At 55.2% G+C, this 23,388-nt stretch carries 28 protein-coding genes and 6 pseudogenes; 23 read left to right on the top strand and 11 right to left on the bottom strand.

Annotation, left to right across the window (positions count from 1 at the left end; translation table 11 throughout):
- The first annotated feature begins 1 nt into the window (after position 1).
- From traX to L3069_RS27100, 5 genes are all read left to right on the top strand, one after another.
- Positions 2-739 carry a type-F conjugative transfer system pilin acetylase TraX gene (traX, locus tag L3069_RS27120; RefSeq protein ID WP_008324912.1) on the top strand — a complete coding sequence of 246 codons (738 nt, stop codon included), beginning with the start codon at positions 2-4 and terminating at the stop codon, positions 737-739.
- Positions 740-805: 66 nt separating this feature from the next.
- A complete protein-coding gene (gene finO, locus L3069_RS27115) occupies positions 806-1,525 on the top strand; it encodes a fertility inhibition protein FinO (protein ID WP_008324922.1) in 720 nt (239 codons plus the stop codon).
- Entirely contained in the window at positions 1,518-2,309 is a 792-nt protein-coding gene (locus L3069_RS27110; RefSeq protein ID WP_016479977.1) for a DsbA family protein, read from the top strand. Before finO ends, L3069_RS27110 begins: the two co-directional genes overlap by 8 nt.
- 147 nt (positions 2,310-2,456) lie before the next feature.
- On the top strand, positions 2,457-3,002 hold the full coding sequence (locus L3069_RS27105; RefSeq protein ID WP_008324931.1) for a phospholipase D family protein: 546 nt from the start codon (positions 2,457-2,459) through the stop codon (positions 3,000-3,002).
- Between the two features lie 151 nt (positions 3,003-3,153).
- Entirely contained in the window at positions 3,154-3,432 is a 279-nt protein-coding gene (locus tag L3069_RS27100; RefSeq protein WP_008324932.1) for a replication regulatory protein RepA, read from the top strand.
- A gap of 35 nt (positions 3,433-3,467) precedes the next feature.
- Here the strand turns inward: L3069_RS27100 and L3069_RS27530 are convergent.
- Positions 3,468-3,571: pseudogene (locus tag L3069_RS27530) on the bottom strand (replication protein RepA).
- Between the two features lie 79 nt (positions 3,572-3,650).
- Here L3069_RS27530 and tap point away from each other — a divergent pair.
- Both tap and repA read left to right on the top strand, forming a co-directional pair.
- Positions 3,651-3,728: a RepA leader peptide Tap gene (gene tap / locus L3069_RS27525; protein WP_011201829.1), complete on the top strand. Its 78-nt coding sequence runs from the start codon at positions 3,651-3,653 to the stop codon at positions 3,726-3,728.
- Positions 3,721-4,584, top strand: a complete 864-nt coding sequence (gene repA / locus L3069_RS27090) for an incFII family plasmid replication initiator RepA (protein WP_016247520.1) — start codon at positions 3,721-3,723, stop codon at positions 4,582-4,584. Before tap ends, repA begins: the two co-directional genes overlap by 8 nt.
- A gap of 858 nt (positions 4,585-5,442) precedes the next feature.
- Here repA and L3069_RS27085 read toward each other — a convergent pair.
- Positions 5,443-5,589: a hypothetical protein gene (locus tag L3069_RS27085; protein ID WP_032072915.1), complete on the bottom strand. Its 147-nt coding sequence runs from the start codon at positions 5,587-5,589 to the stop codon at positions 5,443-5,445.
- A 138-nt stretch (positions 5,590-5,727) separates the two neighbouring features.
- Between L3069_RS27085 and L3069_RS27080 the strand changes: the two genes are divergently transcribed.
- The 5 genes from L3069_RS27080 (at position 5,728) to L3069_RS27060 (ending at position 8,515) form a co-directional block, all read left to right on the top strand.
- The gene (locus L3069_RS27080; RefSeq protein ID WP_032072916.1) at positions 5,728-6,576 is read left to right on the top strand and encodes a hypothetical protein; all 849 of its coding nucleotides are present in this window, start codon (positions 5,728-5,730) and stop codon (positions 6,574-6,576) included.
- Between the two features lie 59 nt (positions 6,577-6,635).
- The gene (locus tag L3069_RS27075; protein WP_032072917.1) at positions 6,636-6,920 is read left to right on the top strand and encodes a hypothetical protein; all 285 of its coding nucleotides are present in this window, start codon (positions 6,636-6,638) and stop codon (positions 6,918-6,920) included.
- Between the two features lie 88 nt (positions 6,921-7,008).
- Positions 7,009-7,302 (top strand): hypothetical protein, encoded by a 294-nt coding sequence (locus tag L3069_RS27070; RefSeq protein WP_032072918.1) that lies wholly within the window; start codon positions 7,009-7,011, stop codon positions 7,300-7,302.
- Between the two features lie 122 nt (positions 7,303-7,424).
- On the top strand, positions 7,425-7,907 hold the full coding sequence (locus L3069_RS27065; RefSeq protein ID WP_016479975.1) for a hypothetical protein: 483 nt from the start codon (positions 7,425-7,427) through the stop codon (positions 7,905-7,907).
- A gap of 26 nt (positions 7,908-7,933) precedes the next feature.
- Positions 7,934-8,515 (top strand): DUF2913 family protein, encoded by a 582-nt coding sequence (locus L3069_RS27060; protein WP_045265539.1) that lies wholly within the window; start codon positions 7,934-7,936, stop codon positions 8,513-8,515.
- A gap of 443 nt (positions 8,516-8,958) precedes the next feature.
- On the opposite strand, the gene L3069_RS27055 is transcribed toward L3069_RS27060, so the two are convergent.
- From L3069_RS27055 to L3069_RS27045, 3 genes are all read right to left on the bottom strand, one after another.
- A complete protein-coding gene (locus L3069_RS27055) occupies positions 8,959-9,516 on the bottom strand; it encodes a hypothetical protein (protein WP_042934582.1) in 558 nt (185 codons plus the stop codon).
- A gap of 127 nt (positions 9,517-9,643) precedes the next feature.
- Positions 9,644-10,186 carry a restriction endonuclease gene (locus L3069_RS27050; RefSeq protein ID WP_077253195.1) on the bottom strand — a complete coding sequence of 181 codons (543 nt, stop codon included), beginning with the start codon at positions 10,184-10,186 and terminating at the stop codon, positions 9,644-9,646.
- Positions 10,168-11,148, bottom strand: coding sequence for an IS5-like element ISKpn26 family transposase (locus tag L3069_RS27045; RefSeq protein WP_000019445.1), 981 nt, complete (start codon positions 11,146-11,148; stop codon positions 10,168-10,170). Before L3069_RS27045 ends, L3069_RS27050 begins: the two co-directional genes overlap by 19 nt.
- A 203-nt stretch (positions 11,149-11,351) precedes the next feature.
- Here L3069_RS27045 and L3069_RS27040 point away from each other — a divergent pair, with 203 nt between their 5' ends.
- From L3069_RS27040 to L3069_RS27015, 6 genes and pseudogenes are all read left to right on the top strand, one after another.
- Positions 11,352-11,507, top strand: a complete 156-nt coding sequence (locus L3069_RS27040) for a hypothetical protein (RefSeq protein ID WP_000074143.1) — start codon at positions 11,352-11,354, stop codon at positions 11,505-11,507.
- Between the two features lie 48 nt (positions 11,508-11,555).
- Entirely contained in the window at positions 11,556-12,548 is a 993-nt protein-coding gene (locus tag L3069_RS27035) for a hypothetical protein (RefSeq protein WP_001145102.1), read from the top strand.
- A gap of 68 nt (positions 12,549-12,616) precedes the next feature.
- Positions 12,617-13,492: pseudogene (locus L3069_RS27030) on the top strand (IS5-like element ISKpn26 family transposase); the annotation flags it as partial.
- A gap of 452 nt (positions 13,493-13,944) precedes the next feature.
- Entirely contained in the window at positions 13,945-14,757 is an 813-nt protein-coding gene (locus L3069_RS27025) for a subclass B1 metallo-beta-lactamase NDM-1 (protein ID WP_004201164.1), read from the top strand.
- 3 nt (positions 14,758-14,760) lie between these two features.
- Positions 14,761-15,126, top strand: coding sequence for a bleomycin binding protein Ble-MBL (gene ble / locus L3069_RS27020; RefSeq protein WP_004201167.1), 366 nt, complete (start codon positions 14,761-14,763; stop codon positions 15,124-15,126).
- A gap of 4 nt (positions 15,127-15,130) precedes the next feature.
- Positions 15,131-15,769: a phosphoribosylanthranilate isomerase gene (locus L3069_RS27015; RefSeq protein ID WP_004201168.1), complete on the top strand. Its 639-nt coding sequence runs from the start codon at positions 15,131-15,133 to the stop codon at positions 15,767-15,769.
- Positions 15,770-15,779: 10 nt separating this feature from the next.
- Here the strand turns inward: L3069_RS27015 and L3069_RS27010 are convergent.
- The 3 genes and pseudogenes from L3069_RS27010 to cutA form a co-directional block, all read right to left on the bottom strand.
- Positions 15,780-16,346 (bottom strand): annotated as a pseudogene (locus tag L3069_RS27010) (twin-arginine translocation (TAT) pathway signal sequence domain protein); the annotation flags it as partial.
- A 90-nt stretch (positions 16,347-16,436) separates the two neighbouring features.
- A pseudogene (locus L3069_RS27005) lies at positions 16,437-16,811 on the bottom strand (protein-disulfide reductase DsbD domain-containing protein); the annotation flags it as partial.
- Positions 16,812-16,815: 4 nt separating this feature from the next.
- Positions 16,816-17,145, bottom strand: a complete 330-nt coding sequence (gene cutA, locus L3069_RS27000) for a divalent-cation tolerance protein CutA (protein ID WP_004201171.1) — start codon at positions 17,143-17,145, stop codon at positions 16,816-16,818.
- Positions 17,146-17,338: 193 nt separating this feature from the next.
- Between cutA and groES the strand changes: the two genes are divergently transcribed.
- The 5 genes and pseudogenes from groES to L3069_RS26975 form a co-directional block, all read left to right on the top strand.
- Complete coding sequence (gene groES, locus L3069_RS26995; protein ID WP_004201172.1) at positions 17,339-17,629, top strand: co-chaperone GroES; 291 nt, start codon at positions 17,339-17,341, stop codon at positions 17,627-17,629.
- 55 nt (positions 17,630-17,684) lie between these two features.
- Entirely contained in the window at positions 17,685-19,325 is a 1,641-nt protein-coding gene (gene groL, locus L3069_RS26990) for a chaperonin GroEL (protein WP_004201176.1), read from the top strand.
- 188 nt (positions 19,326-19,513) lie between these two features.
- Positions 19,514-19,696 carry a hypothetical protein gene (locus L3069_RS26985; protein ID WP_016479964.1) on the top strand — a complete coding sequence of 61 codons (183 nt, stop codon included), beginning with the start codon at positions 19,514-19,516 and terminating at the stop codon, positions 19,694-19,696.
- A 254-nt stretch (positions 19,697-19,950) separates the two neighbouring features.
- Positions 19,951-20,070: pseudogene (locus tag L3069_RS26980) on the top strand (IS30 family transposase); the annotation flags it as partial.
- Between the two features lie 12 nt (positions 20,071-20,082).
- A pseudogene (locus tag L3069_RS26975) lies at positions 20,083-20,829 on the top strand (IS3 family transposase); the annotation flags it as partial.
- A 146-nt stretch (positions 20,830-20,975) separates the two neighbouring features.
- Here the strand turns inward: L3069_RS26975 and L3069_RS26970 are convergent.
- The 3 genes from L3069_RS26970 to L3069_RS26960 all read right to left on the bottom strand — a co-directional run bounded on the left by L3069_RS26970 (position 20,976) and on the right by L3069_RS26960 (position 22,927).
- Complete coding sequence (locus tag L3069_RS26970) at positions 20,976-21,956, bottom strand: IS5-like element IS5 family transposase (protein WP_000019403.1); 981 nt, start codon at positions 21,954-21,956, stop codon at positions 20,976-20,978.
- 167 nt (positions 21,957-22,123) lie between these two features.
- Positions 22,124-22,654: a GNAT family N-acetyltransferase gene (locus L3069_RS26965; RefSeq protein WP_016479963.1), complete on the bottom strand. Its 531-nt coding sequence runs from the start codon at positions 22,652-22,654 to the stop codon at positions 22,124-22,126.
- 3 nt (positions 22,655-22,657) lie between these two features.
- Complete coding sequence (locus tag L3069_RS26960; RefSeq protein WP_022652312.1) at positions 22,658-22,927, bottom strand: DUF1778 domain-containing protein; 270 nt, start codon at positions 22,925-22,927, stop codon at positions 22,658-22,660.
- Positions 22,928-23,388: the final 461 nt, after the last annotated feature.

Raw genomic sequence — 23,388 nt, 5'->3', positions numbered from 1 at the left:
TATGCGCGCTGAAAACCATCCGCTCTTCCCCCTTGTGGTGGTGGCCGACTGCTGGCTGCAGCGTCTGCTTGTGTGGACGCCGGGCCAGACCGACCTTATCAAAACCGTGGCGCTGCTGCTGATGGTGGCCGACCACATCAGCATGCTGTGCGGACTGGATAATGACTGGCTGCGTCTTGCCGGTCGGGGAGCGTTTCCGCTCTTTGGCCTGGTCTGGGCCATGAACCTCGCCCGCCATCCGCAGATTCAGCAGCGCGCCCTGAACCGGCTCTGGATATGGGCCGGGGTGGCGCAGGGCGGCTGGATACTGGCCGGGCTGCGCCCGGACCTGGGCAATATTCTGTTTGCCTTTGCGGTCAGCGGACAGGCACTGGCGATGATGCAGCGGCACGGGCCGCGCACGTGGCCGCTCTCCCTGATGCTGGTTCTGGCCTGGCTGCCGTTTTCGGCGGGAAGCTACGGGCTGGCGGGGGTAGTGATGCTGATGCTGGCCTGCGGCGTATGTATGACGGGCCGGCGCACCACGCGCACGGGGCTGGCGCTGTGTCTGGCACTGGCGATACTCGCGCTGAATGCCGCGGACAGCCCCGCCTTTGCCATCGCGGGTCTGGTAATACCCGGCGTTACCCTGACGGTGCTGAGCCGGACCTGTTGCCGCGTGCCGAGGTTCTGGCCGCGCGAATTTTTCCCGCTGTTCTACGCGGTGCACCTTGCCGTCATCGGACTGATGGTGATGTGATATCTGCCGTGTCAGAATAGGGTCAGTCAGGGGAGTATACGTGAAACAGATTTATCCGGAGGCAGGATGACAGAGCAGGGGCGCCCCACGCTGACGCTGCGCCGCAAAGCGGAGCCAGAAGGTCAGCGTGCCGTAAGCAACAGTGAACCGGACGGTGCGGGTCCGGGCCGGGTCACGCGTAAAAAGACCGTGGTGGTGAACACGACGCCTGCCTGGAAGGTCAGGAAGCAGGCGGTGGATGAGAGCGCGAAAAAGGCGCAGGCGGACGAGAAGGCCGCCAGAAAAGCAGAGAAAGCCCGGCAGTGGGCTGAGCGACAGGCCCAGGAGAGGGAGGCCATGCGGGCGGCCAGGCGCAAACCTGCCCCGGAACCGGTGTACCGGAAGGTCATGCCGCTTGCGGACGCGCTCGCGCTCCTGAAGCGTTGCTGGCCAGCCCTGGTGACGGACGGCCAGCCGCAGCTCCTGGCGGTCAACATCCGGGAGGCAATGGTCAATGACATTCGCCGGCGCGGGCTGGAGATTTCCGTGAAGACGCTGAAACGCTGCCTTGCCGCCGTCACCCGCTCGGATGCGTATCTGGGCGCCATGACGGTGGGCGCGTGGCGTAAAAACCTTGCCGGTGAACCGGTCGCAGCGGTGAGTGCGGAGGAGGCGGCGTATGCCGTGGAGCGCAGGGCTCAGGAGCACGCTAAACGACAGCGCAGGGCGGTCAGAAGCGTCGCCACCCGTGCACGGAACGAACTGATAACAACCGAGAAGAGAAAAACACAGGATGAACATGAATAAAACCCTTTCAGTCATGCTTGCCGCAGGCCTTCTGGTCTCCGGCGTGGCGGGGGCAGCAGAGAAACCTGCCGTTGCCTTTACCCCGGAACAGGAAGCCCGCATTGGTGAAATCGCGAAAGACTACCTGCTGGCTCATCCGGAAGTGCTGGTTGAGGTCAGCCAGAAGCTGCAGGCCCAACAGCAGGAGAAGCAGCAGCAGGCGATGACGGCCGCCGTGGTTCAGAATCAGGCAGCGCTGCTGAACGATAAAGGCACACCATCATATGGTCCTGCTGATGCGAAAGTGACGGTCGTTGAATTCTTTGATTACCAGTGCATCTACTGTGCCCGCCTGGCGCCGGAACTGGAGAAGGTAATAAAAGCTAACCCGGACGTGCGCTTTGTGTTCAAGGAATTCCCGATATTTGGCCAGCGCTGGCCGGCGTCGCTCAGTGCGGCGAAAACCGGGCTTCAGATCTGGAAGCAGAAGGGGGCCGATGCTTACCTTAAGTATCACAACGCGATTTACGCTACCGCCCACAACGAGGGTAAGCTGACCGATGCTGATATCAGCGCGGCCGCAAAAGCCGTGAAGTTCGATGCGAAAACAGCCCCAGATGTTCAGGGGACCCTGGATGGCATAAACACACTTGCGCAGCAGCTGGGCTTCAGCGGTACCCCGGCCCTGGTGGTTCTCCCGTCAGCCGGCGCCAGTGCTGATAACGTGACGGTTATTCCGGGATACACCAGCGCGGAGGCCCTGCAGCAGGCCATCAGTCATGCTGCCGGTGATACCAAAAAATAATCAGGCGTCCGCCAACTGATACCGCTAAAAGAGACTGACGCCTTCGCCGTGCTCAGTTGTCCAACCCCGGAGAAGGGTAAAAGCAAGTTTTCCCCGTCTCCGGCGTTTCTGGTTAACACATCCGAACAGTATTTCTGAGGTTATTTAATGCGTAAGTTCACCTTTCGCCAGCTGGCCGTGTCCGGTCTGGTATGTCTTTCGCTGAGCTGTATTCAGCCCGCAGCAGCGGCATCCTCCGTTCAGGTCGGCTTTTCACCTGAAGGCAGCGCGTTGCAGCTGGTCCTTAAGACGATTGAGTCAGCACAGCAGGAAATTCGGCTGATGGGCTACTCATTTACGTCTCCGGAGGTGGTTAGTGCGCTTGTCAGGGCAAAACGTCGTGGTGTGGATGTGAAGATAGTGCTTGATGAAAAGGGCAACCGGAGCAAAGCCAGCCAGGCGGCGATGAACATCGTGGTGAACGCGGGAATTCCGCTGCGCACCAACGGTCGCTACGCCATCATGCATGACAAAGTCATTATTGTTGATAATCATACAGTTGAGGCTGGTAGCTTTAACTACACTCGCTCTGCTGCATCGCGGAATAGCGAGAATGTGCTGGTTATTAATGAGGTGCCGGAAGTGGCACAAACCTACCTTCAGCACTGGCAGTCGCGCTGGGACGGAGGAACGGACTGGCATTCTTCATACTAAGTCGCATCGTCATTTGATCCGCAATCTACATCTATCCTGGTGAACCATGCGCCAACATGGCTCACACCTTCGCGTAAAGTTAAGTCGCTGATTTCAGATATCTGTAGTATTCTCTGCAAACGATCCAAGTTTGATCCTTGAGGAGGCAGAGATGTCGCAGATCGAAAATGCAGTAACTTCCTCATCGAAAGAAAAGCGTTCTTACCGAAAAGGTAAGCCGATGTCGGCGAGTGAAAGACAGCTTGCCGCGATTGCGCGTAAACGTGAAACACATAAAGAAGTGAAGGTTTTTGTTAAAAATCCTCTTAAAGATTGGATGATTACGATCTGTGAAGAGGAAGGGCTCACTCAAGCTCAGTTTATTGAGACCTTACTCGAACGTGAACTTTCTGAACGCGGCGTTCTCGATGTAAAGACTTCACATTCTTGAACGTTTTCTCATTGGATGCTAGATTACTGATCGTTTTAGTGAATTCTTGGTTGGCCACGCCATAAGGTGGCAGGGAACTGGTTCTGATGAGGTGTCTACCCGGGACCAGAAAAGCAAAAACCCCGATAATCTTCACCAGGTTTGGCGACTAAGAGAAGATTAACGGGGCCTACTTAAACTGTATAGAAGCTGTTGCTCTATGCAGGGAGTATAGTTTTATGCTCAGAAAACTGCAATACCCGTTTCTGTGCCATTTACTCCTTCCGTGCAACATAAGCGCGGGAAGGTGTGACTGACGCCCAGACCCTGTTCTCCCATTACCGTCAGGTCAAAAACCCGAACCCGGCATTCACGCCGCGTGAAGGCAAAAAGACACTGCCGTTCTGTCGTAAGCTGATGGCGAAAGCCGAAGGCTTCACGTCCCGTTTTGACTTTTCCATCCATGTGGCGTTCTTACGCTCGCTGGGTAAACGTCACCGGATGCCGCCACTGTTGCGCCGCCGGGCCATCGATGCCCTGCTCCAGGGGCTGTGTTTCCACTATGACCCGCTGGCCAACCGCGTTCAGCGCTCCATCACCAATCTGGCCATCGAGTGCGGTCTCGCCACCGAGTCGAAAAGCGGTAATCTGTCCATCACCCGCGCCACGCGGGCGCTGACGTTTATGGCGGAGCTGGGGCTGATTACCTATCAGACCGAGTATGACCCGCAGATTGGCTGCAATATCCCGACCGATATCACCTTCACGCCGGCACTGTTCTCCGCGCTCGACGTCTCTGACGTGGCCGTTGTGGCCGCGAGGCGCAGCCGTGTGGAATGGGAGAATCAGCAGCGTAAGAAGCAGAACCTGAAGCCGCTGGAGATGGACGAGCTGATAGCGAAGGCCTGGCGGTTTGTGCGCGAACGGTTCCGCAGCTACCAGTCCGAACGTAAACAGCATGGCCTGAAGCGCGCCCGCGCCCGACGTGACGCGGACAGAGCCCGTAAGGACATTGTGACGCTGGTGAAACAGCAGCTGACGCGTGACTACGCCAAAGGGCGTTTCGTCGGCGACAGGGATGCTCTCCAGCGTGAGCTGGAGCGGCGCGTGAAAGAGCGCATGCTGATGTCGCGTGGTAACAACTACACGCGGCTGGCCACCGTCCCCATATAACCCTTCCTGTGTGAAAAATCCGGCTGGCGCCGGAGGGTTTCGCACGTCTGCAGTCCATCGTTGACGGTTTTCTGCACGAAATGACGGCCGTCCTTCCTGACATTCACCCCATTCCGCCATCAGAATGGCCAGAAATTGCATCAGAGTGGCCACATCTCGTCGCCAGATTCAGTTACCCACAAATAACTGCAAGGGACCTTTCCATAAGGTTACAACCGTTATGCTTACAGAGCGCCAGCCGACCTGATTTCAAAGTGCGTGGTTTCCTTTAAAAACCTGCTCTGTACTTCTTTTAAATATCTTTTATTTCATTCATATAAATATATAACCTGTTCGTCGCCTGACCTGTGGACAGGCTCCTGAAAATGCCCGCCCTTGCAGCGGACTCACGTCCGCGCCGGTTCGGCAACTGCCTAAAGTAGCTCCCATCGCTACGCGACGGGCCCCGGCACGGCACATATAGTTACAACATTCAAAATACTCACTCAAAAGCAGGAACAGTGCCTGCCTGAACCCTCACAGCCCCTCCCCACCACTGAAAAGCGAGGCCGCCCCGGGCCGAAGGCCCGGAACAACGTCGCTTTTAATGATGGATGTTGTAACTAGATTTCTGAGTGGCTATGAGTGGTGTCGCTGGAAGTTTTGAGTACACGCCCGTAAGCGGCCCTCACGGCCCGCTAACGCGGAGATACGCCCCGACTGCGGCTTCCGCCTTGTCGTGACCACTCCGACGCCGCACAAAAGCTTCTGTATCGCTTTTAGCGGGTTTTGGTCTAGCAGGGCGAAGGGATGGATTGGTGGAACCTATCAACACCGTAACCGGCTACGCCGGGCTACGGCGCCATTAACCACTATGCTCTAGTCCACTTCTGAGGGCGCCTCTATGCGCCCCTGGCGCATTCCTAGAATGCCTGCGCGCTGCTCGGCATTCACAATACGAATATAGAAGTTGTGTTTACGGCTATGCCGGGTATCGATACCACAGACCGTCAGTATCCTGTTCATCAGTCGCACCTGCCTCCATGCAGGCAGGTGATTGTGCAAAAGTAGCCGTACCTTTTTATTGTAAACATAAAGCCATTTACTTACGCGTATGTGTTATAGATAATGCGTAAGTTAATAATGTTATGTTGGGGTATGGTTATGTTTCGAGCAAATGAAGAAGCTGAAAAACTCAAAGCTGAGGCAATCAATTACTTTCTTATTAAAGAGATCGCACCATGGCGAAAGGATAATATCGACGCTATCTCTGAAACTGACAGGAAACGAGCTGAGGATGCTTTAAGCGTTATTTGCACGAAACTTGGGCCTGTAGTGTCTTCTTATCCTGAATGGCATCCAGTTATAGCGCTTGGCCGTGATAAGTCGATACCCTGTTACAGGGACACGCAGACGACGCCATCATTTCCGCGCCTTGATCATACGCGTTATATGGCTAACGGTATTATTACATGCCCCTATGGGGATACTGATGAGCTAATCGCTGCTGTAAAGCGTTCCTACTGGGATTTAATGCAATATCTGAGCAGTGATGACATGCGTTTTAGTAGCCTTTCCGGATGGTTGCGTATGGCATCGGACTCCATCGAGTTGCGGGCTTCTTATATCACTGACGAACTCATTACCGCGTTTAAAAATAGTGATTTTGACTACGATGGGAGCGATGTTCTTTCTGATGTATCGGGCTTGATCCCTCTGTATGCGAATACAGCAAAACCAGTGCTAATCTGGTGGAGCTGGAATAATCATGCCCTTGAATCTGATGGCACGATACCTCCTGCGGTGGCGGTTCCTTTAATGTTGTCCAGGACGCTGGCGGATCTGTCATATGCCCAGTTGTCAGAGTCATGGGAAAATATGCGTTACCTGCTTCTCGGGTCTCCTCATGGGGCAAGGTCGTCGCTACTTCTGAACCAGCTAACGGTTAAGCAGTTACGCACAATGTTTAATGGATTAATGGATTCCGGGGCTTTTGGGCCGAAAAAAGGATGAAGGACAAGCCGCTTTTTTTGAGTTTCGGGTGTTCAGTACCTCAACAACCAGGAGAATATATGGATTCTTTAACGAAATTTGCTCTGGATATTTTACGTGACCGAAACTTTTCCCGGCTGGATGAGGAGGTCAGGGAAGAAGTGCTGTCCCTGTTTATTGATGATCAGCGTAAACCATCAAAAGAGGGGCGGAGAACGCTGGCACTTAATGCTGGCCTGCTGGCAAAGCAAATGGGAGAGCCACGACTGGAGGTGCTTTCAATGGATGTACTTATGGCCTGTGACAAAGCGGAAGTACGTGAGGTTCTGGCACAAATTACAGACATTCTTCAGGGACAGGCTTAGCATTATTGCCTGAGCGAACGTTTTCCCGTTACTGTATTGCTGTGAAGGGATGGCTGACAGCCCTTATTAATCAAAAGGAAAGGTAATCATGAAAAAATCACTGCTTATTCTGGGCGTTCTGTCGCTTTCCATCAGCGGAATCTCTCAGGCTGCAGGTCAGATGAATGAAAAGGCTCTGCGGGAAAAGGCTGCTTTTGCGCTGGGGGTGACCCAGGATCGTGTCACGCTTGAACAATCTGATCGTACTCCTGAACCCAACAGTTATTTTTTTAATGCCCGTTATCAGGGGAAACTGTATCAGTGTTACGTTGGCACCATTCAGCAGCAGATCATGTCTGACGCCGTCTGTCGTCCAACCGATGGTTCAGATTTACCCCGTTAATGCAGGGAAGTCGGATGGCACCATCGCCAGAACAGCAAAAATTGCGACTGCCCCCGAACGTTCAGGTTCGCCGCCGGGGAAACACATACGTTATTTGTTATTGTAACAATGAGGTGGGTGGTGTGGTTGTCACCGAAACCCCATCCGGCGACACGCAGCTGCGCCCGTACGTTAAAGACCCTGTGGAACTGAACAAAGATATTGTGGCGCTGGTTGCTCAACAGATGGCTGATGCGTTGATTGAGCACGCCGGCAGGCAACCTGATGGTACCATTCCTTCACCACCGGCTCCCATTCCCGGCACGAAGCTCCTTGAGAACACCATGTTCCCCTGCTCCCGCTGCGGGCGAATTACTGCCCGGCTGGTTTTTGCCCCGGAGTGCGCGTCTGAGGCTGATATGCTCTCTCTGGGTGAACGTCTCCGGAATGACGTCAGGTATGCCCCCTACCCGGTCTGGCTGATTGGTGCGCCGGACAGTGAGGACGATAGCGTTGCCCGGCATCTGACGCTACAGCTGGCACCGATCAGGGGCGAGGTATATCGGGAACATCCCGACAAGATGAACAGCCGACTGATGGAACTGGATGATAAACATCATTGCTGAAGGACAGCCCCCGGGCTGGTGATGATATGAGAAATATGGAAAAAACGGGTCACCTGGCATGGTGTGCTCTTATCGCCCTGCTGACAGCCAGGGAAGATGGCCTGGTTGAGTCTGAGTCGCAGGAAAACCTGTTTATCACCCGGTGGTTTGCGCAGGTGAAAAAACAGCGCCGTTTTTCACGTGACGTGGCCACCGATGTTGACTGGATCCTCAACCAGGGCCGTACGCTCGGCGTTCGTGCGCGGCTGCGCCATAAGCTGGATTATCTCTGGCGTAGCTGCACCGGCGAACTGTCTGAGCAGAACGACCTTTTTCGCCTGACCTACGCACTGGAGCTGGCGAAGCAGTACGACTGGGGGTATCACGTCCTCAGCGACAGTGAGTGGAGCGGTCGAAATAAGATTCTGCCATCGGCATCGGTGAACAGTATCTGTCTGCTGAAAAGCGCGCTGGATATCGGTTTTAATGATGACGGGACGCAGGTGCTACCTGTGCCTGCGAGAATTGGCGGGCGCGCCGAGGGGCTTAATGCGCTGCTGAAAAGCTGTGGCTGGGAGGCCGTCAGTAATGACGATCACTGGAAACTGGTGACCATCAGCGCTGGTTGACCAGCAAAGAACGGGTCGCGTGAATGCAACTCTTAAGGGGGCAGCTTGGATATCGATAATTATTTTACGCTAAGGCTGTTTTTTTAAGCTAATCTTGCTCGTCTATCTTGAACATCTTCACAGCGCATAACTTGTTTCTTTGTGTGCACTGTGCGTACCTGATAGAACTACATCTTCTTACTCAAGTAATTACTCCTAACTTCCGACAAGATGTACTATCTTCTTCAGAAAGTCCTTGCGGCAGTAAGAACTACATTACTTGACTTATCTACGTCAGATAATAGAATACTAATAACGGATGGTTACAGGGGTTCAGCAATGAATCGCATCCCGCAGCCGGAAACGGTTCGACCAGTTCGAAGCAAATGCGACCTGCCCTGTTTAGTCTTGATTATCTAATCAAACTAAATGGCTGAGGCCCCCGAAAGGGGGCCGCCACTTTCTCACCTGTTGTTAACTTCCTTCGGTCGTCCACTGTTTCTTGGCTTTTTTGCCGTATCCACAGCAACCTTAAATAAGCTAACTGGCTTTTGCGGGATAGGCTCGCCCGGTGCACCAGGTCCAGTACGAGCAAAAAATGCCGAAAGAACGTGTATACGCATCAAACGGTTCTCTTTGAAGAATGCAACGCAGATCTTGTATGGCTCAAGCTGGTTCGTAGCACTATTCATCATCTGAAGCGTGAAATACTTTTCTTCAGTGGTCTGATAGAGCATCAACGATGGAAGGTTGGGCAGAATGTGTTGCAGTTGCTTTGATGCTTCATACCGTTCAAGACAAACGGAGATCGACTCTCTCGCATCTTGATATTTAAAGGGGATGTTGTAAGGCGTACCGTCTTTAGTGAAGCAGTGCATGCCATAAGTTACGACAAACTTAAAATCTTGCATCTTACCTTTGTAGGTAATCTCATGTGCATTCAAATGTGACAAAGAGTAACTCTGGCCGTTGTGAGTAAACGGCGCCCATTCCTGCACAGATTCAATATGGTACTTAGCCACTGTCATCCCCAGCTATTTTTTTTGAATTCTACCATAGTTTTTATCCGCTCAAGCTGAAGTGCTAATGCTGCAAGGTGTGGAGCTGTAATCCCACCAGTTACGCTGATTGTAGACAGGACAGGAAGCATCATTTGCTTATGTTTGGATAAATTTCGTCTATCTTGATATATAAGTTGCCAGTTTCGGCTGCCCGTCTGATTTTTTCTTCCATCAACATTCTGAAACTGATGTTATTTTTTAACATGAGAACAAGATCATAACCGCTGACACAGATGACCTTCTTTCCCCTCCCCCATGCATCCAGACCACTTTTTGTAAATCCAGCCCAACTGATAAATACGCCGCGAGCCCATGAAATTTTCTGATCCAGCTTGCCATGAAATGCATGGAGATCAGCGTTTCCTGTTTTAGTGCTATGCCACTTTGCTTCCACAAGATAGGTTTCATTATTTAACAGAAAACTGCCGTCAATCTGTTCGCCCTTCAACCTGAATGCGCCTTTAGGGAAAGTGCGAATAAGCAGGTCATGTCTTCCCAAGCTGACTCGCTGATTAAAATTTCGCGGATCTGGGCCGATTTTTTTCCCGCAAACACATCGAATCAGCCTATTTAGGCTATTTTTTCCACCATTTCTGGCGTTATCTCCGGTTTTTACTGAGATCTCTCCCACTGACGTATCATTTGGTCCACCCGAAACAGGTTGGCCAGGGTGAATAACATCGCCAGTTGGTTATCGTTTTTCAGCAGCCCCTTGTATCTGGCTTTCACGAAGCCGAACTGCCGCTTGATGATGCGAAACGGGTGCTCCACCCTGGCACGGATGCTGGCTTTCATGTATTCGATGTTGATGGCCGTTTTGTTCTTGCGCGGATGCTGCTTCAAGGTTTTTACCTTGCCGGGACGCTCGGCGATCAGCCAGTCCACATCCACCTCGGCCAGCTCCTCGCGCTGTGGCGCTCCTTGGTAGCCGGCATCGGCTGAGACAAATTGCTCCTCTCCATGAAGCAGATTACCCAGCTGATTGAGGTCATGCTCGTTGGCCGCGGTGGTGACCAGGCTGTGGGTCAGGCCACTCTTGGCATCGACACCAATGTGGGCCTTCATGCCAAAGTGCCACTGATTGCCTTTCTTGGTCTGATGCATCTCCGGATCGCGTTGCTGCTCTTTGTTCTTGGTCGAGCTGGGTGCCTCAATGATGGTGGCATCGACCAAGGTGCCTTGAGTCATCATGACGCCTGCTTCGGCCAGCCAGCGATTGATGGTCTTGAACAATTGACGGGCCAGTTGATGCTGCTCGAGCAGGTGGCGGAAATTCATGATGGTGGTGCGATCCGGCAGGGCGCTATCCAGGGATAATCGGGCAAACAGGCGCATGGAGGCGATTTCGTACAGGGCATCTTCCATGGCACCGTCGCTCAGGTTGTACCAATGCTGCATGCAGTGAATACGCAGCATGGTCTCCAGCGGATAGGGCCGTCGGCCATTGCCCGCCTTGGGATAAAACGGCTCGATGACAGCGGTCATATTCTGCCATGGCAGAATCTGCTCCATGCGGGAGAGGAAAATCTCTTTTCGGGTCTGACGGCGCTTAGTGCTGAATTCACTATCGGCGAAGGTGAGTTGATGGCTCATGATGTCCCTCTGGGATGCGCTCCGGATGAATATGATGATCTCATATCAGGAACTTGTTCGCACCTTCCCTAAGAGATCAGGACTTACTTTGTAATCTGGAAGTACATCGAAGTTGCAACAATAGTACACTATTGCGTGACGTAGATTCGTGACGTATAGTTACTGCATCTTATTTGTTTATAACTACCGTCAGGTACAAAATTATGTCTCCAGCACAAGCTAAACAAAAGCAGCATGAACGCTACGAAGCCGTAGCGGTGCAGGTTTTGCGTGGTCGTGCCGGTTACAAACCTGCCGTGAAAAGCCGCTTCAGTAAGTCAGCCAGTAGCAAATTCTCTCATACTATCGCTTTTGCCTGATCCTGAACTTTGAGGCACAATAAACCATCATTCGCTGATGGTTTTTTTATGCCTGTTCAAGACGTTATTCCCCCCTATGAGCAGATGTACCTGCTAAATCAGCAGCTGATCTGCAACGCTGACCAGTTCAAACATGCCGTTATCACAGTTGGCGGTCAGGCTGTGCAATACTGGATATCCTATTATCATGCACAATATGGCGACAGATTGCCTGATGAGCGTCTCACCACTTCTGTTGACTGCGACTACAGCGCCCGGAAAGATGATATTGCGGCTATAGCAAAAACGCTCAACGTTAAGACGTGGGAGAACAAAGACGGCCAGCCCCCATCCCTTGCACAGTTTATGCTTATCGATCAGGACACACACGATATCAAACGGGATGATGGACGCTTATTTGCCGTACCGGATGCGCCTGACGAGCCAAATGTGGTGGATATTATCGACCGACCCGGAGGCTTTGACCGTTCTGATTTTCTGGGGGAAAAGCTTTACCTGTATACCGCCCCGTTTTATGTAGAAGCAACCGGCCCCGGTATGCCTGAAATGAATGAAAAGGTAAGGGTGTTGAACCCTGTCGCCTGTATGCGCTCGCGCTTTAGCAATCTGATTGCCTTGCGCCGTGATGCTGAAATTGAAATTGCGCGTATTAACGCGCTCAAGATCCCGTGTTATTTCTTTCTCATCGAACAGTTTGATGAACAGCCGTTCAAAGTTGCACGAGGAATCTTTATGGATTTGTGGTGGCTCGCGAATGACGAAAGCTGTCTGCGCCATCAGGCCTTCTGGCATAGCTGGCAGGGGCCGCTTCTTGAAGGGCAACAAAGTAACAACATCACTCTGATTGATGTGTTGGAAGGCGTACATGCATACCTGGAAGGGCATCTTGATGACTTTGAAATACCGGAAGCCTTTGTCACCAAAGAATTACCGCTAAAGCTCGCACAGCTGCGTGAACGCTGGGAGCGTTACGTGGTACTCAATGCTGAATGGGCAGCAAGAGGGCGCAGGGGATTTGAACGTAATCGCCGTGATGATTAGGGAAGGTGCGAACAAGTTCCTGATATGAGATCATCATATTCATCCGGAGCGCATCCCAGAGGGACATCATGAGCCATCAACTCACCTTCGCCGATAGTGAATTCAGCACTAAGCGCCGTCAGACCCGAAAAGAGATTTTCCTCTCCCGCATGGAGCAGATTCTGCCATGGCAGAATATGACCGCTGTCATCGAGCCGTTTTATCCCAAGGCGGGCAATGGCCGACGGCCCTATCCGCTGGAGACCATGCTGCGTATTCACTGCATGCAGCATTGGTACAACCTGAGCGACGGTGCCATGGAAGATGCCCTGTACGAAATCGCCTCCATGCGCCTGTTTGCCCGATTATCCCTGGATAGCGCCCTGCCGGACCGCACCACCATCATGAATTTCCGCCACCTGCTGGAGCAGCATCAACTGGCCCGCCAATTGTTCAAGACCATCAATCGCTGGCTGGCCGAAGCAGGCGTCATGATGACTCAAGGCACCTTGGTCGATGCCACCATCATTGAGGCACCCAGCTCGACCAAGAACAAAGAGCAGCAACGCGATCCGGAGATGCATCAGACCAAGAAAGGCAATCAGTGGCACTTTGGCATGAAGGCCCACATTGGTGTCGATGCCAAGAGTGGCCTGACCCACAGCCTGGTCACCACCGCGGCCAACGAGCATGACCTCAATCAGCTGGGTAATCTGCTTCATGGAGAGGAGCAATTTGTCTCAGCCGATGCCGGCTACCAAGGAGCGCCACAGCGCGAGGAGCTGGCCGAGGTGGATGTGGACTGGCTGATCGCCGAGCGTCCCGGCAGGGTAAAAACCTTGAAGCAGCATCCGCGCAAGAACAAAACGGCCATCAACATCGAATACATGAAAGCCAGCATCCGTGCCAGGGTGGAGCACCCGTTTCGCATCATCAAGCGGCAGTTCGGCTTCGTGAAAGCCAGATAGGGGTCAGTTTGGAGAACGGAAATTTTTGTACGTTAAGCGCATTATTTAACCAATCTTGGTTCGTAAGTGGTTGATTTTGCGTCAGTGGCTATCGCTTTTAAGTTGTCGCTCTTGCAGTATCGCATTTAGGTTATCCGATTAAGGTCAAACCTCTGAAAATGCCGTATAGCGCGGGAGGACACCCTATTGCTATAGGTAAGTCTGTTCAAAAAACAGGCTTACCGTACAATAATTCTCTATATCCAAACTGACCCCTAGAAAGGCGTTAGATTGGCTTACACCATTAGAGAAATTTGCTCAGCTTGTTGATTATCATATGGCTTTTGAAACTGTCGCACCTCATGTTTGAATTCGCCCCATATTTTTGCTACAGTGAACCAAATTAAGATCATCTATTTACTAGGCCTCGCATTTGCGGGGTTTTTAATGCTGAATAAAAGGAAAACTTGATGGAATTGCCCAATATTATGCACCCGGTCGCGAAGCTGAGCACCGCATTAGCCGCTGCATTGATGCTGAGCGGGTGCATGCCCGGTGAAATCCGCCCGACGATTGGCCAGCAAATGGAAACTGGCGACCAACGGTTTGGCGATCTGGTTTTCCGCCAGCTCGCACCGAATGTCTGGCAGCACACTTCCTATCTCGACATGCCGGGTTTCGGGGCAGTCGCTTCCAACGGTTTGATCGTCAGGGATGGCGGCCGCGTGCTGGTGGTCGATACCGCCTGGACCGATGACCAGACCGCCCAGATCCTCAACTGGATCAAGCAGGAGATCAACCTGCCGGTCGCGCTGGCGGTGGTGACTCACGCGCATCAGGACAAGATGGGCGGTATGGACGCGCTGCATGCGGCGGGGATTGCGACTTATGCCAATGCGTTGTCGAACCAGCTTGCCCCGCAAGAGGGGATGGTTGCGGCGCAACACAGCCTGACTTTCGCCGCCAATGGCTGGGTCGAACCAGCAACCGCGCCCAACTTTGGCCCGCTCAAGGTATTTTACCCCGGCCCCGGCCACACCAGTGACAATATCACCGTTGGGATCGACGGCACCGACATCGCTTTTGGTGGCTGCCTGATCAAGGACAGCAAGGCCAAGTCGCTCGGCAATCTCGGTGATGCCGACACTGAGCACTACGCCGCGTCAGCGCGCGCGTTTGGTGCGGCGTTCCCCAAGGCCAGCATGATCGTGATGAGCCATTCCGCCCCCGATAGCCGCGCCGCAATCACTCATACGGCCCGCATGGCCGACAAGCTGCGCTGAGCCATGGCTGACCACGTCACCCCCAATCTGCCATCGCGCGATTTCGATGTGACAGAGGCGTTTTATGCGAAGCTGGGCTTTGCGACGAGTTGGAAGGATCGCGGCTGGATGATCCTGCAGCGCGGCGGTTTGCAGCTCGAATTCTTCCCCTATCCTGACCTCGACCCAGCTACGAGCTCGTTCGGCTGTTGCCTGCGGTTGGATGATCTCGATGCCATGGTGGCATTGGTGAACGCGGCGGGAGCCGAGGAAAAAAGCACCGGCTGGCCGCGCTTCAAAGCTCCGCAACTGGAGGCGAGCGGCCTGAGGATCGGCTACCTGATCGATCCCGACTGCACGCTGGTGCGGCTGATCCAGAACCCCGACTGACCGCATGCCCGCGAAAATCAAGATTTGCGGGATCAGCACACCCGAGGCGCTCGATGCGACCATCGCGGCGCGGGCGGACTATGCCGGGTTGGTGTTCTATCCAGCGTCGCCCCGTGCGGTTACGTCGAATGTCGCGGGCGCTTTGACATCGCGCGCAGCTGGCCAGATCGCCATGGTCGGTTTGTTCGTCGATGCGGATGATGCTGTCATCGCCGACGCACTGGTGGCAGCCAAGCTGAACGCGCTGCAGCTGCACGGTTCGGAATCGCCCGAACGCGTGGCCCAGTTGCGCGCGCGGTTTGGCAAGCCGGTGTGGAAGGCGCTGCCCGTCGCCAGCGCCAGCGATGTCGCACGCGCCGCAGCCTATGCCGGGGCGGCGGACTTGATCTTGTTCGACGCCAAGACCCCCAAAGGCGCGCTGCCCGGCGGCATGGGGTTGGCGTTCGACTGGTCGCTGCTGGCCGGATATCGCGGTGCCTTGCCGTGGGGGCTGGCAGGCGGGCTAAATCCGACGAATGTTGCCGAGGCGATTGCGCGCACCGGAGCGCCGCTGGTCGATACCTCCAGCGGCGTCGAAAGCGCGCCGGGCGTCAAGGATACCGACAAGATTACCAATTTCGCCTTTGCGGTGCGCTTGGCCTAAATCGCGTCGATCAATAGGCGTCGTTCAGCGCAAAGATCGGCTTGCGGGTGCGCCACTGCCCTCGGGTGAAGTCGGGAAAATCTAACGTGCGATTGCCCTCAGCAATCGATTGTTCCGACAGAGGCGTGATCGCGCTCCAGGCCAGCGCGTCGTAAATGTCGATTGGCATCGGGGCCTTGGCCTTCAGCGCCTCGACAAAAGCGTGGATCACGAACCAGTCCATCCCGCCATGCCCGGCCCCTGCCGCCAGATCGGCGTAGCGTTTCCATAGCGGGTGATCGTATTTCGCAAACCAGCCCTCGGCAGGCTCCCAGCGGTGCGGCTGTGGGCTCTTGCCCTCCAGATAGATCGACTTGTTGACGTCCATCCACAGCCCCTCGGTGCCTTGCACCCGAAAGCCGAGAGAATAGGGGCGCGGCAGCGAGGTGTCGTGGCACAGCATGATCGTTTCACCATTAGTGCAGCCGATCATGGTGTTGACCACATCACCCAGTGCGAATTTCACCTCGGCGTTGGGATGATCGGCAGAGCCGTTCTTGACGACATAATCATGCAGCCCGCGCGCCTTACAGCCGAAGCCGCCAGCGCCCGCTTCGCCCGGCAACGCGACCTTCAGGGTGCGGGTCTGCGGCGGGTAGCACACGCCGGCATCGGCGCAGCCCTGGTACTTCACGGTCAGGGTGGTCGCGCTCGCGCCGGCCGCGGGCGTGCCGGTGAGGGTGCCGAGCAATTCCTTGCGGTAGGTTTCGACGTCGCCGAAGAATTCGTCGCGGTAGGCCTTGCCCTTCGGCAGCGCCATGGTCGCGCCGGTGAAGGCGGCATCGGCCTTGACCGAGGTGCGGTGCCGGTACAGGTAATAGCCGTCGGCGATCCGCCAGCGCACCTCGATGCGGTCCGGCGCGGTGGCCTGCGCGGACAGGACGAAGACCTCGTCGACCGGCGGCAGTTCGAAGTCCTGGGCGACGGCCGAGGTCGCGGGCAGCGCAAGCAGCAGGGCGAGCCCGGCCAGCCAGCGGCGCAGGCGGATCGTGGATGCGGTCATTGGCTCAGTTTACCGGTCGGCTCTCGGCGGCCAGCCATTGCAGGTATTCGGGCAGGCCGGACGCGGCTTCGACCGCGAGCAGCTCCGGGAGTTCGTAGGGATGCAGTTGGCGCAGGCGTTCCTGCAGGGCGGGGTAGGCCTCGGCACTGGTCTTGACCAGCAGCAGGACCTCGGCCGCGGCCTCGACCTTGCGTTGCCAGCGATAGACCGAACGCAGGCCGGGCAGGAGGTTGACGCAGGCGGCCAGGCGCTCGGCCACCAGCGCGGTGGCGATGCGCTCGGCGCTGTCGGCGTCGGGACAGGTGCAGAAGCAGATCAGGGCGCTCACCGGCATAGGGTAGCGGCTGCCCCGATCCGGCGGGCCTGGCGGACATCCGCGTGCGGCCCTTGAAAGTCGGCGGGCCCGCCCCATCTCGGTGGCATGCCGGGTTCGCCCGGTTCTGTTGTCCGCGGTTTGGCACTCGCTTCGCGCGACTGCTAAAATCGCCGGGTTTTTCCACGTCAATCAACCATTTACCGAGGTTGCCATGTCCAATATCAAGCCGCTGCACGACCGCGTGGTCATCAAGCGCATGGAAGAAGAGAAGCTGTCCGCCGGCGGGATCGTGATCCCGGATTCGGCCACCGAGAAGCCGATCAAGGGCGAAGTCGTCGCCGTCGGCACCGGCAAGGTGCTGGACAACGGCCAGGTCCGCGCGCCGCAGGTCAAGGTCGGCGACAAGGTGCTGTTCGGCAAGTACAGCGGCACCGAAGTGAAGCTGGACGGCGTCGAGCTGCTGGTGGTGAAGGAAGACGACCTGTTCGCGATCCTCGGCTGATCGCGCGTCGCTCCCACACATTTCTCATCCGAATAATTTTTCGAGGTAATTCGCAATGGCTGCCAAGGACATTCGTTTCGGCGAAGACGCGCGCTCCAAGATGGTGCGCGGCGTCAACGTGCTCGCCAACGCCGTGAAGGCGACCCTCGGCCCGAAGGGCCGCAACGTCGTGCTGCAGAAGAGCTACGGCGCGCCGACCATCACCAAGGACGGCGTCTCCGTCGCCAAGGAAATCGAACTGGCTGACGCGTTCGAGAACATGGGCGCGCAGATGGTGAAGGAAGTCGCTTCCAAGACCTCCGACAACGCCGGCGACGGCACCACCACCGCCACCGTGCTGGCGCAGGCGTTCATCCGCGAGGGCATGAAGGCGGTCGCCGCCGGCATGAACCCGATGGACCTGAAGCGCGGCATCGACCAGGCGGTGAAGGCCGCGGTCGGCGAACTGAAGTCGCTGTCCAAGCCGTCGTCGACCAGCAAGGAAATCGCCCAGGTCGGCGCGATCTCCGCGAACTCGGATGCCAACATCGGCGACCTGATCGCGCAGGCGATGGACAAGGTCGGCAAGGAAGGCGTGATCACGGTCGAGGAAGGCAGCGGCCTGGACAACGAACTCGACGTGGTCGAGGGCATGCAGTTCGACCGCGGCTACCTGAGCCCGTACTTCGTCAACAACCAGCAGTCGATGTCGGCCGACCTGGATGATCCCTTCATCCTGCTGTACGACAAGAAGATCTCCAACGTGCGCGACCTGCTGCCCGTCCTCGAGGGCGTGGCCAAGGCCGGCAAGCCGCTGCTGATCGTGGCGGAGGAAGTCGAAGGCGAAGCGCTGGCGACCCTGGTGGTCAACACCATCCGCGGCATCGTCAAGGTCTGCGCGGTGAAGGCCCCGGGCTTCGGCGACCGTCGCAAGGCGATGCTGGAAGACATGGCGATCCTGACCGGCGGCGTGGTGATTTCCGAGGAAGTCGGCCTGTCGCTGGAGAAGGCCACCATCAAGGACCTCGGCCGCGCCAAGAAGATCCAGGTGTCGAAGGAAAACACCACCATCATCGATGGCGCCGGCGAAGGCGCGGGCATCGAGGCGCGCATCAAGCAGATCAAGGCGCAGATCGAGGAGACCTCCTCCGACTACGACCGCGAGAAGCTGCAGGAGCGCGTGGCCAAGCTGGCCGGCGGCGTTGCGGTGATCAAGGTCGGTGCCGCCACCGAAGTCGAGATGAAGGAAAAGAAGGCGCGCGTCGAAGACGCCCTGCACGCGACCCGTGCGGCCGTCGAGGAAGGCATCGTCCCGGGCGGCGGCGTCGCCCTGATCCGTGCCAAGGCGGCGATCGCCGGCATCAAGGGCGTGAACGAAGACCAGAACCACGGCATCCAGATCGCCCTGCGCGCGATGGAAGCCCCGCTGCGCGAGATCGTGACCAATGCCGGCGATGAGCCGTCGGTCATCCTCAACCGCGTGGTCGAAGGTTCGGGTGCGTTCGGCTACAACGCCGCCAACGGCGAGTTCGGCGACATGATCGAGTTCGGCATCCTGGACCCGACCAAGGTCACCCGCACCGCGCTGCAGAACGCCGCGTCGATCGCGGGCCTGATGATCACCACCGAAGCGATGGTGGCCGAGGCCCCGAAGAAGGACGAGCCGGCGATGCCGGCCGGCGGCGGCATGGGCGGCATGGGCGGCATGGATTTCTAAGCCCCGCGATCCATCAAGCAAGACCACAAAGCCCGGCCTCGTGCCGGGCTTTGTGCGTTCTGGCGTCCGAGGCGGGAGACTTCCTACCCGCCCCGCGGCAATGTCTGACGCGAAGATCAGAAAACGCCGATATGAACGCGTGCTCGCGGGCGCAACCCTGAGCAGCCGTCCCTGCAACGGAGCGCTGCGTGCCGCGCCTGACCGCACCCCGGCGGCAGGCCGAGGTGTGCGCGCCACTGCCGGCCGCCCACGCCGCTGCGCGTTACGCGCGCCACCTGCCCGAGCGCACGCTGCTGTACGCGCTAGTGCAGGCGCACTACCCGGACTTCATCGCGCGTCTTGAGGCCGAAGACCGCCCGCTGCCCGAGTAGGGGTCAGTTTGGAGAACGGAAATTTTTGTACGTTAAGCGCATTATTTAACCAATCTTGGTTCGTAAGTGGTTGATTTTGCGTCAGTGGCTATCGCTTTTAAGTTGTCGCTCTTGCAGTATCGCATTTAGGTTATCCGATTAAGGTCAAACCTCTGAAAATGCCGTATAGCGCGGGAGGACACCCTATTGCTATAGGTAAGTCTGTTCAAAAAACAGGCTTACCGTACAATAATTCTCTATATCCAAACTGACCCCAATATACTCAACATGAACTAGATCTGGTTGCTGCTCAGCTAAACAACAGACCGAGAAAGACACTGAAGTTCAAAACACCGAAAGAGATAATTGAAAGGGGTGTTGCATTGACAGATTGAATCTACAGCGGCGTACTTCGCAAAGCTGTCCGACTGAGGTACGCCTTTATCCGTGACAACACCCATTGCTGGCCTGTCCGACTGCTTTGTCGGGTGCTGGATGTGCATCCGAGTGGTTTTTACGCCTGGCTTCAGCAGCCGGATTCACGGCGGCATCATGCTGACCTGAGGCTGACGGGGCTGATAAAGCAGTTCTGGCTGGAGTCGGGTTGCGTTTATGGTTATCGCAAGATCCACCTCGACCTGCGGGATACCGGACAACAGTGCGGAGTTAATCGTGTCTGGCGACTGATGAAGCGTGCCGGGATAAGGGCTCAGGTCGGGTACCGTAGCCCACGGGCACGTAAGGGTGAAACCAGCATCGTGACGCCCAACAGGCTCCAGCGGCAGTTCAACCCGGAAGCACCGGATGAGCGTTGGGTAACGGACATCACCTACATCCGGACTCACGAAGGCTGGCTGTATCTGGCTGTGGTTGTTGACCTGTTCTCGCGCAAAGTTATTGGCTAGTCAATGCAGCCCCGGATGACAAAGGATATTGTCCTGAATGCACTTCTGATGGCCGTGTGGCGACGTAATCCTCAAAAGCAGGTGCTGGTTCATTCTGATCAAGGCAGTCAGTACACAAGCTATGAGTGGCAGTCGTTCCTGAAATCACACGGGCTGGAGGGCAGTATGAGCCGTCGCGGTAACTGTCATGACAACGCAGTCGCAGAAAGTTTTTTCCAGCTACTGAAACGTGAACGGATAAAGAAAAAGGGAAGGTGCGAATAAGCGGGGAAATTCTTCTCGGCTGACTCAGTCATTTCATTTCTTCATGTTTGAGCCGATTTTTTCTCCCGTAAATGCCTTGAATCAGCCTATTTAGACCGTTTCTTCGCCATTTAAGGCGTTATCCACAGTTTTTAGTGAGATCTCTCCCACTGACGTATCATTTGGTCCGCCCGAAACAGGTTGGCCAGCGTGAATAACATCGCCAGTTGGTTATCGTTTTTCAGCAACCCCTTGTATCTGGCTTTCACGAAGCCGAACTGTCGCTTGATGATGCGAAATGGGTGCTCCACCCTGGCCCGGATGCTGGCTTTCATGTATTCGATGTTGATGGCCGTTTTGTTCTTGCGTGGATGCTGTTTCAAGGTTCTTACCTTGCCGGGGCGCTCGGCGATCAGCCAGTCCACATCCACCTCGGCCAGCTCCTCGCGCTGTGGCGCCCCTTGGTAGCCGGCATCGGCTGAGACAAATTGCTCCTCTCCATGCAGCAGATTACCCAGCTGATTGAGGTCATGCTCGTTGGCCGCGGTGGTGACCAGGCTGTGGGTCAGGCCACTCTTGGCATCGACACCAATGTGGGCCTTCATGCCAAAGTGCCACTGATTGCCTTTCTTGGTCTGATGCATCTCCGGATCGCGTTGCTGCTCTTTGTTCTTGGTCGAGCTGGGTGCCTCAATGATGGTGGCATCGACCAAGGTGCCTTGAGTCATCATGACGCCTGCTTCGGCCAGCCAGCGATTGATGGTCTTGAACAATTGGCGGGCCAGTTGATGCTGCTCCAGCAGGTGGCGGAAATTCATGATGGTGGTGCGATCCGGCAGGGCGCTATCCAGGGATAACCGGGCAAACAGGCGCATGGAGGCGATTTCGTACAGGGCATCTTCCATCGCGCCATCGCTCAGGTTGTACCAATGCTGCATGCAGTGAATGCGTAGCATGGTTTCCAGCGGATAAGGTCGCCGGCCATTACCAGCCTTGGGGTAAAACGGCTCGATGACTTCCACCATGTTTTGCCATGGCAGAATCTGCTCCATGCGGGACAAGAAAATCTCTTTTCTGGTCTGACGGCGCTTACTGCTGAATTCACTGTCGGCGAAGGTAAGTTGATGACTCATAATGAACCCTGTTCCATGGCTCCAGATGGCAAACATGATCTCATATCAGGGACTTGTTCGCACCTTCCCTAGATACCGCAGAAGAGCTGTTTCGGCAAAAATACTGTAATAGGACTAGGCCGCTTTACATAAGCGGTACGGCTTTACTGGATCAGTCTAAACCTGTTTTATTCATCATTTACTTCGAACAATTCTTCAATAGATTTTGTCGGGTAAAAGAGCGAGTTACAGTTTTCTTCCTTTAACTGAATGAAACCCAGTCGAAGGTAGAATTTTTTGGCGTTGTCGTTCAGCGCTTCCACGAACATTCCGTGTATACCCACAGCCTGCGAGGCCTGATACACGACTTTCATCGCATGGGTAACAAGTGTTTCTCCATATCCCTGGTGGTGAATGCTTTTATCAATTGCCAGACGGCCCAAAGTCACGCTCGGCACATTCTTGTAGGGTACACGCTTTTGTTGTGTTTTGCTGGGTAGAAGTATTTTCTCAAAGCAACTTCCTGATAGCGTGTAGTACCCCATCACACGCGGTTTATCCTCTCTCGTCACGAGAACATAACCACGTAAGATCTTACTGTTATGCTGCCGTTTCAGATGGTCAGTAAGAAAAGTATTCAGATACTCTTCTCCACAATCGAAGTTGCTTAATTCATATTCAACTTCCTCTGAAAAAATCTCAATCCTTAAACCCTCCATTTATTACTCCAGTTCCCGGAGACGGTTAGCGGCGCGTTTCAGCCGGTCATTCGGTGCTGGCGGATTAATGATTGCATCCATAACCAGGTTCCAAGACTCCTCATTGAGGAGCAGACGACGGTGCTGGTCAATAACTTCTGCAGCGCGTTCTGAGGCGGTACTGACCATGAACTGCGAAATTGACTGGTTAGTCATTGCTGCAGCTTCTTCGATCATGTGTTTGTCGTCTTCATTTAATCTCAGGTCAATGCGCTGCTTTTTCAGTGCTGACATGGTTTCTCTCCCAGGCCACTCTTTAATCTGAGAGAGCGGACAGTTTTGTTGAGTTCGGGACTTAAGGCGATAGCATGTACGGATGTATACCGTACGATTATAATAGAGTTATGGTATGCATGTTTCAACCACTAGTTGGCTGTGGATCCGGGTACAGCACGTAAAGGTGTAGAGAAAAACTTCTCGATGTTGATCGGTCAGGCTCAAATTACCGTTGCTGTGTCTGATCGGAAGAAACCAGAATCAAACTGTACTATGTAACCTCCGTATCATGGCTCTGAGAGAAGTGCAGTTTTGACATAGTCTGTATTGAGAAATGAATAGATCAGTGCTCGCCGCAGTCCGGTGACCGGGCTTATGCCCGCGAACCGGCGAGGAAGCGCAATAGCACAGATGCTGGCAGGAGCAGGTACGCGTTGTTGCCGGTATGAAAAGGGATCATTAATGAACAGTCTGAATTA

It is taken from the genome of Enterobacter cloacae complex sp. ECL411, from assembly GCF_021869665.1.
Taxonomy (GTDB): Bacteria; Pseudomonadota; Gammaproteobacteria; order Enterobacterales; family Enterobacteriaceae; genus Enterobacter; species Enterobacter intestinihominis.
The sequence above is the reverse complement of the archived record's forward strand: the minus strand, read 5'-3'. Positions and strand labels throughout refer to the sequence as shown.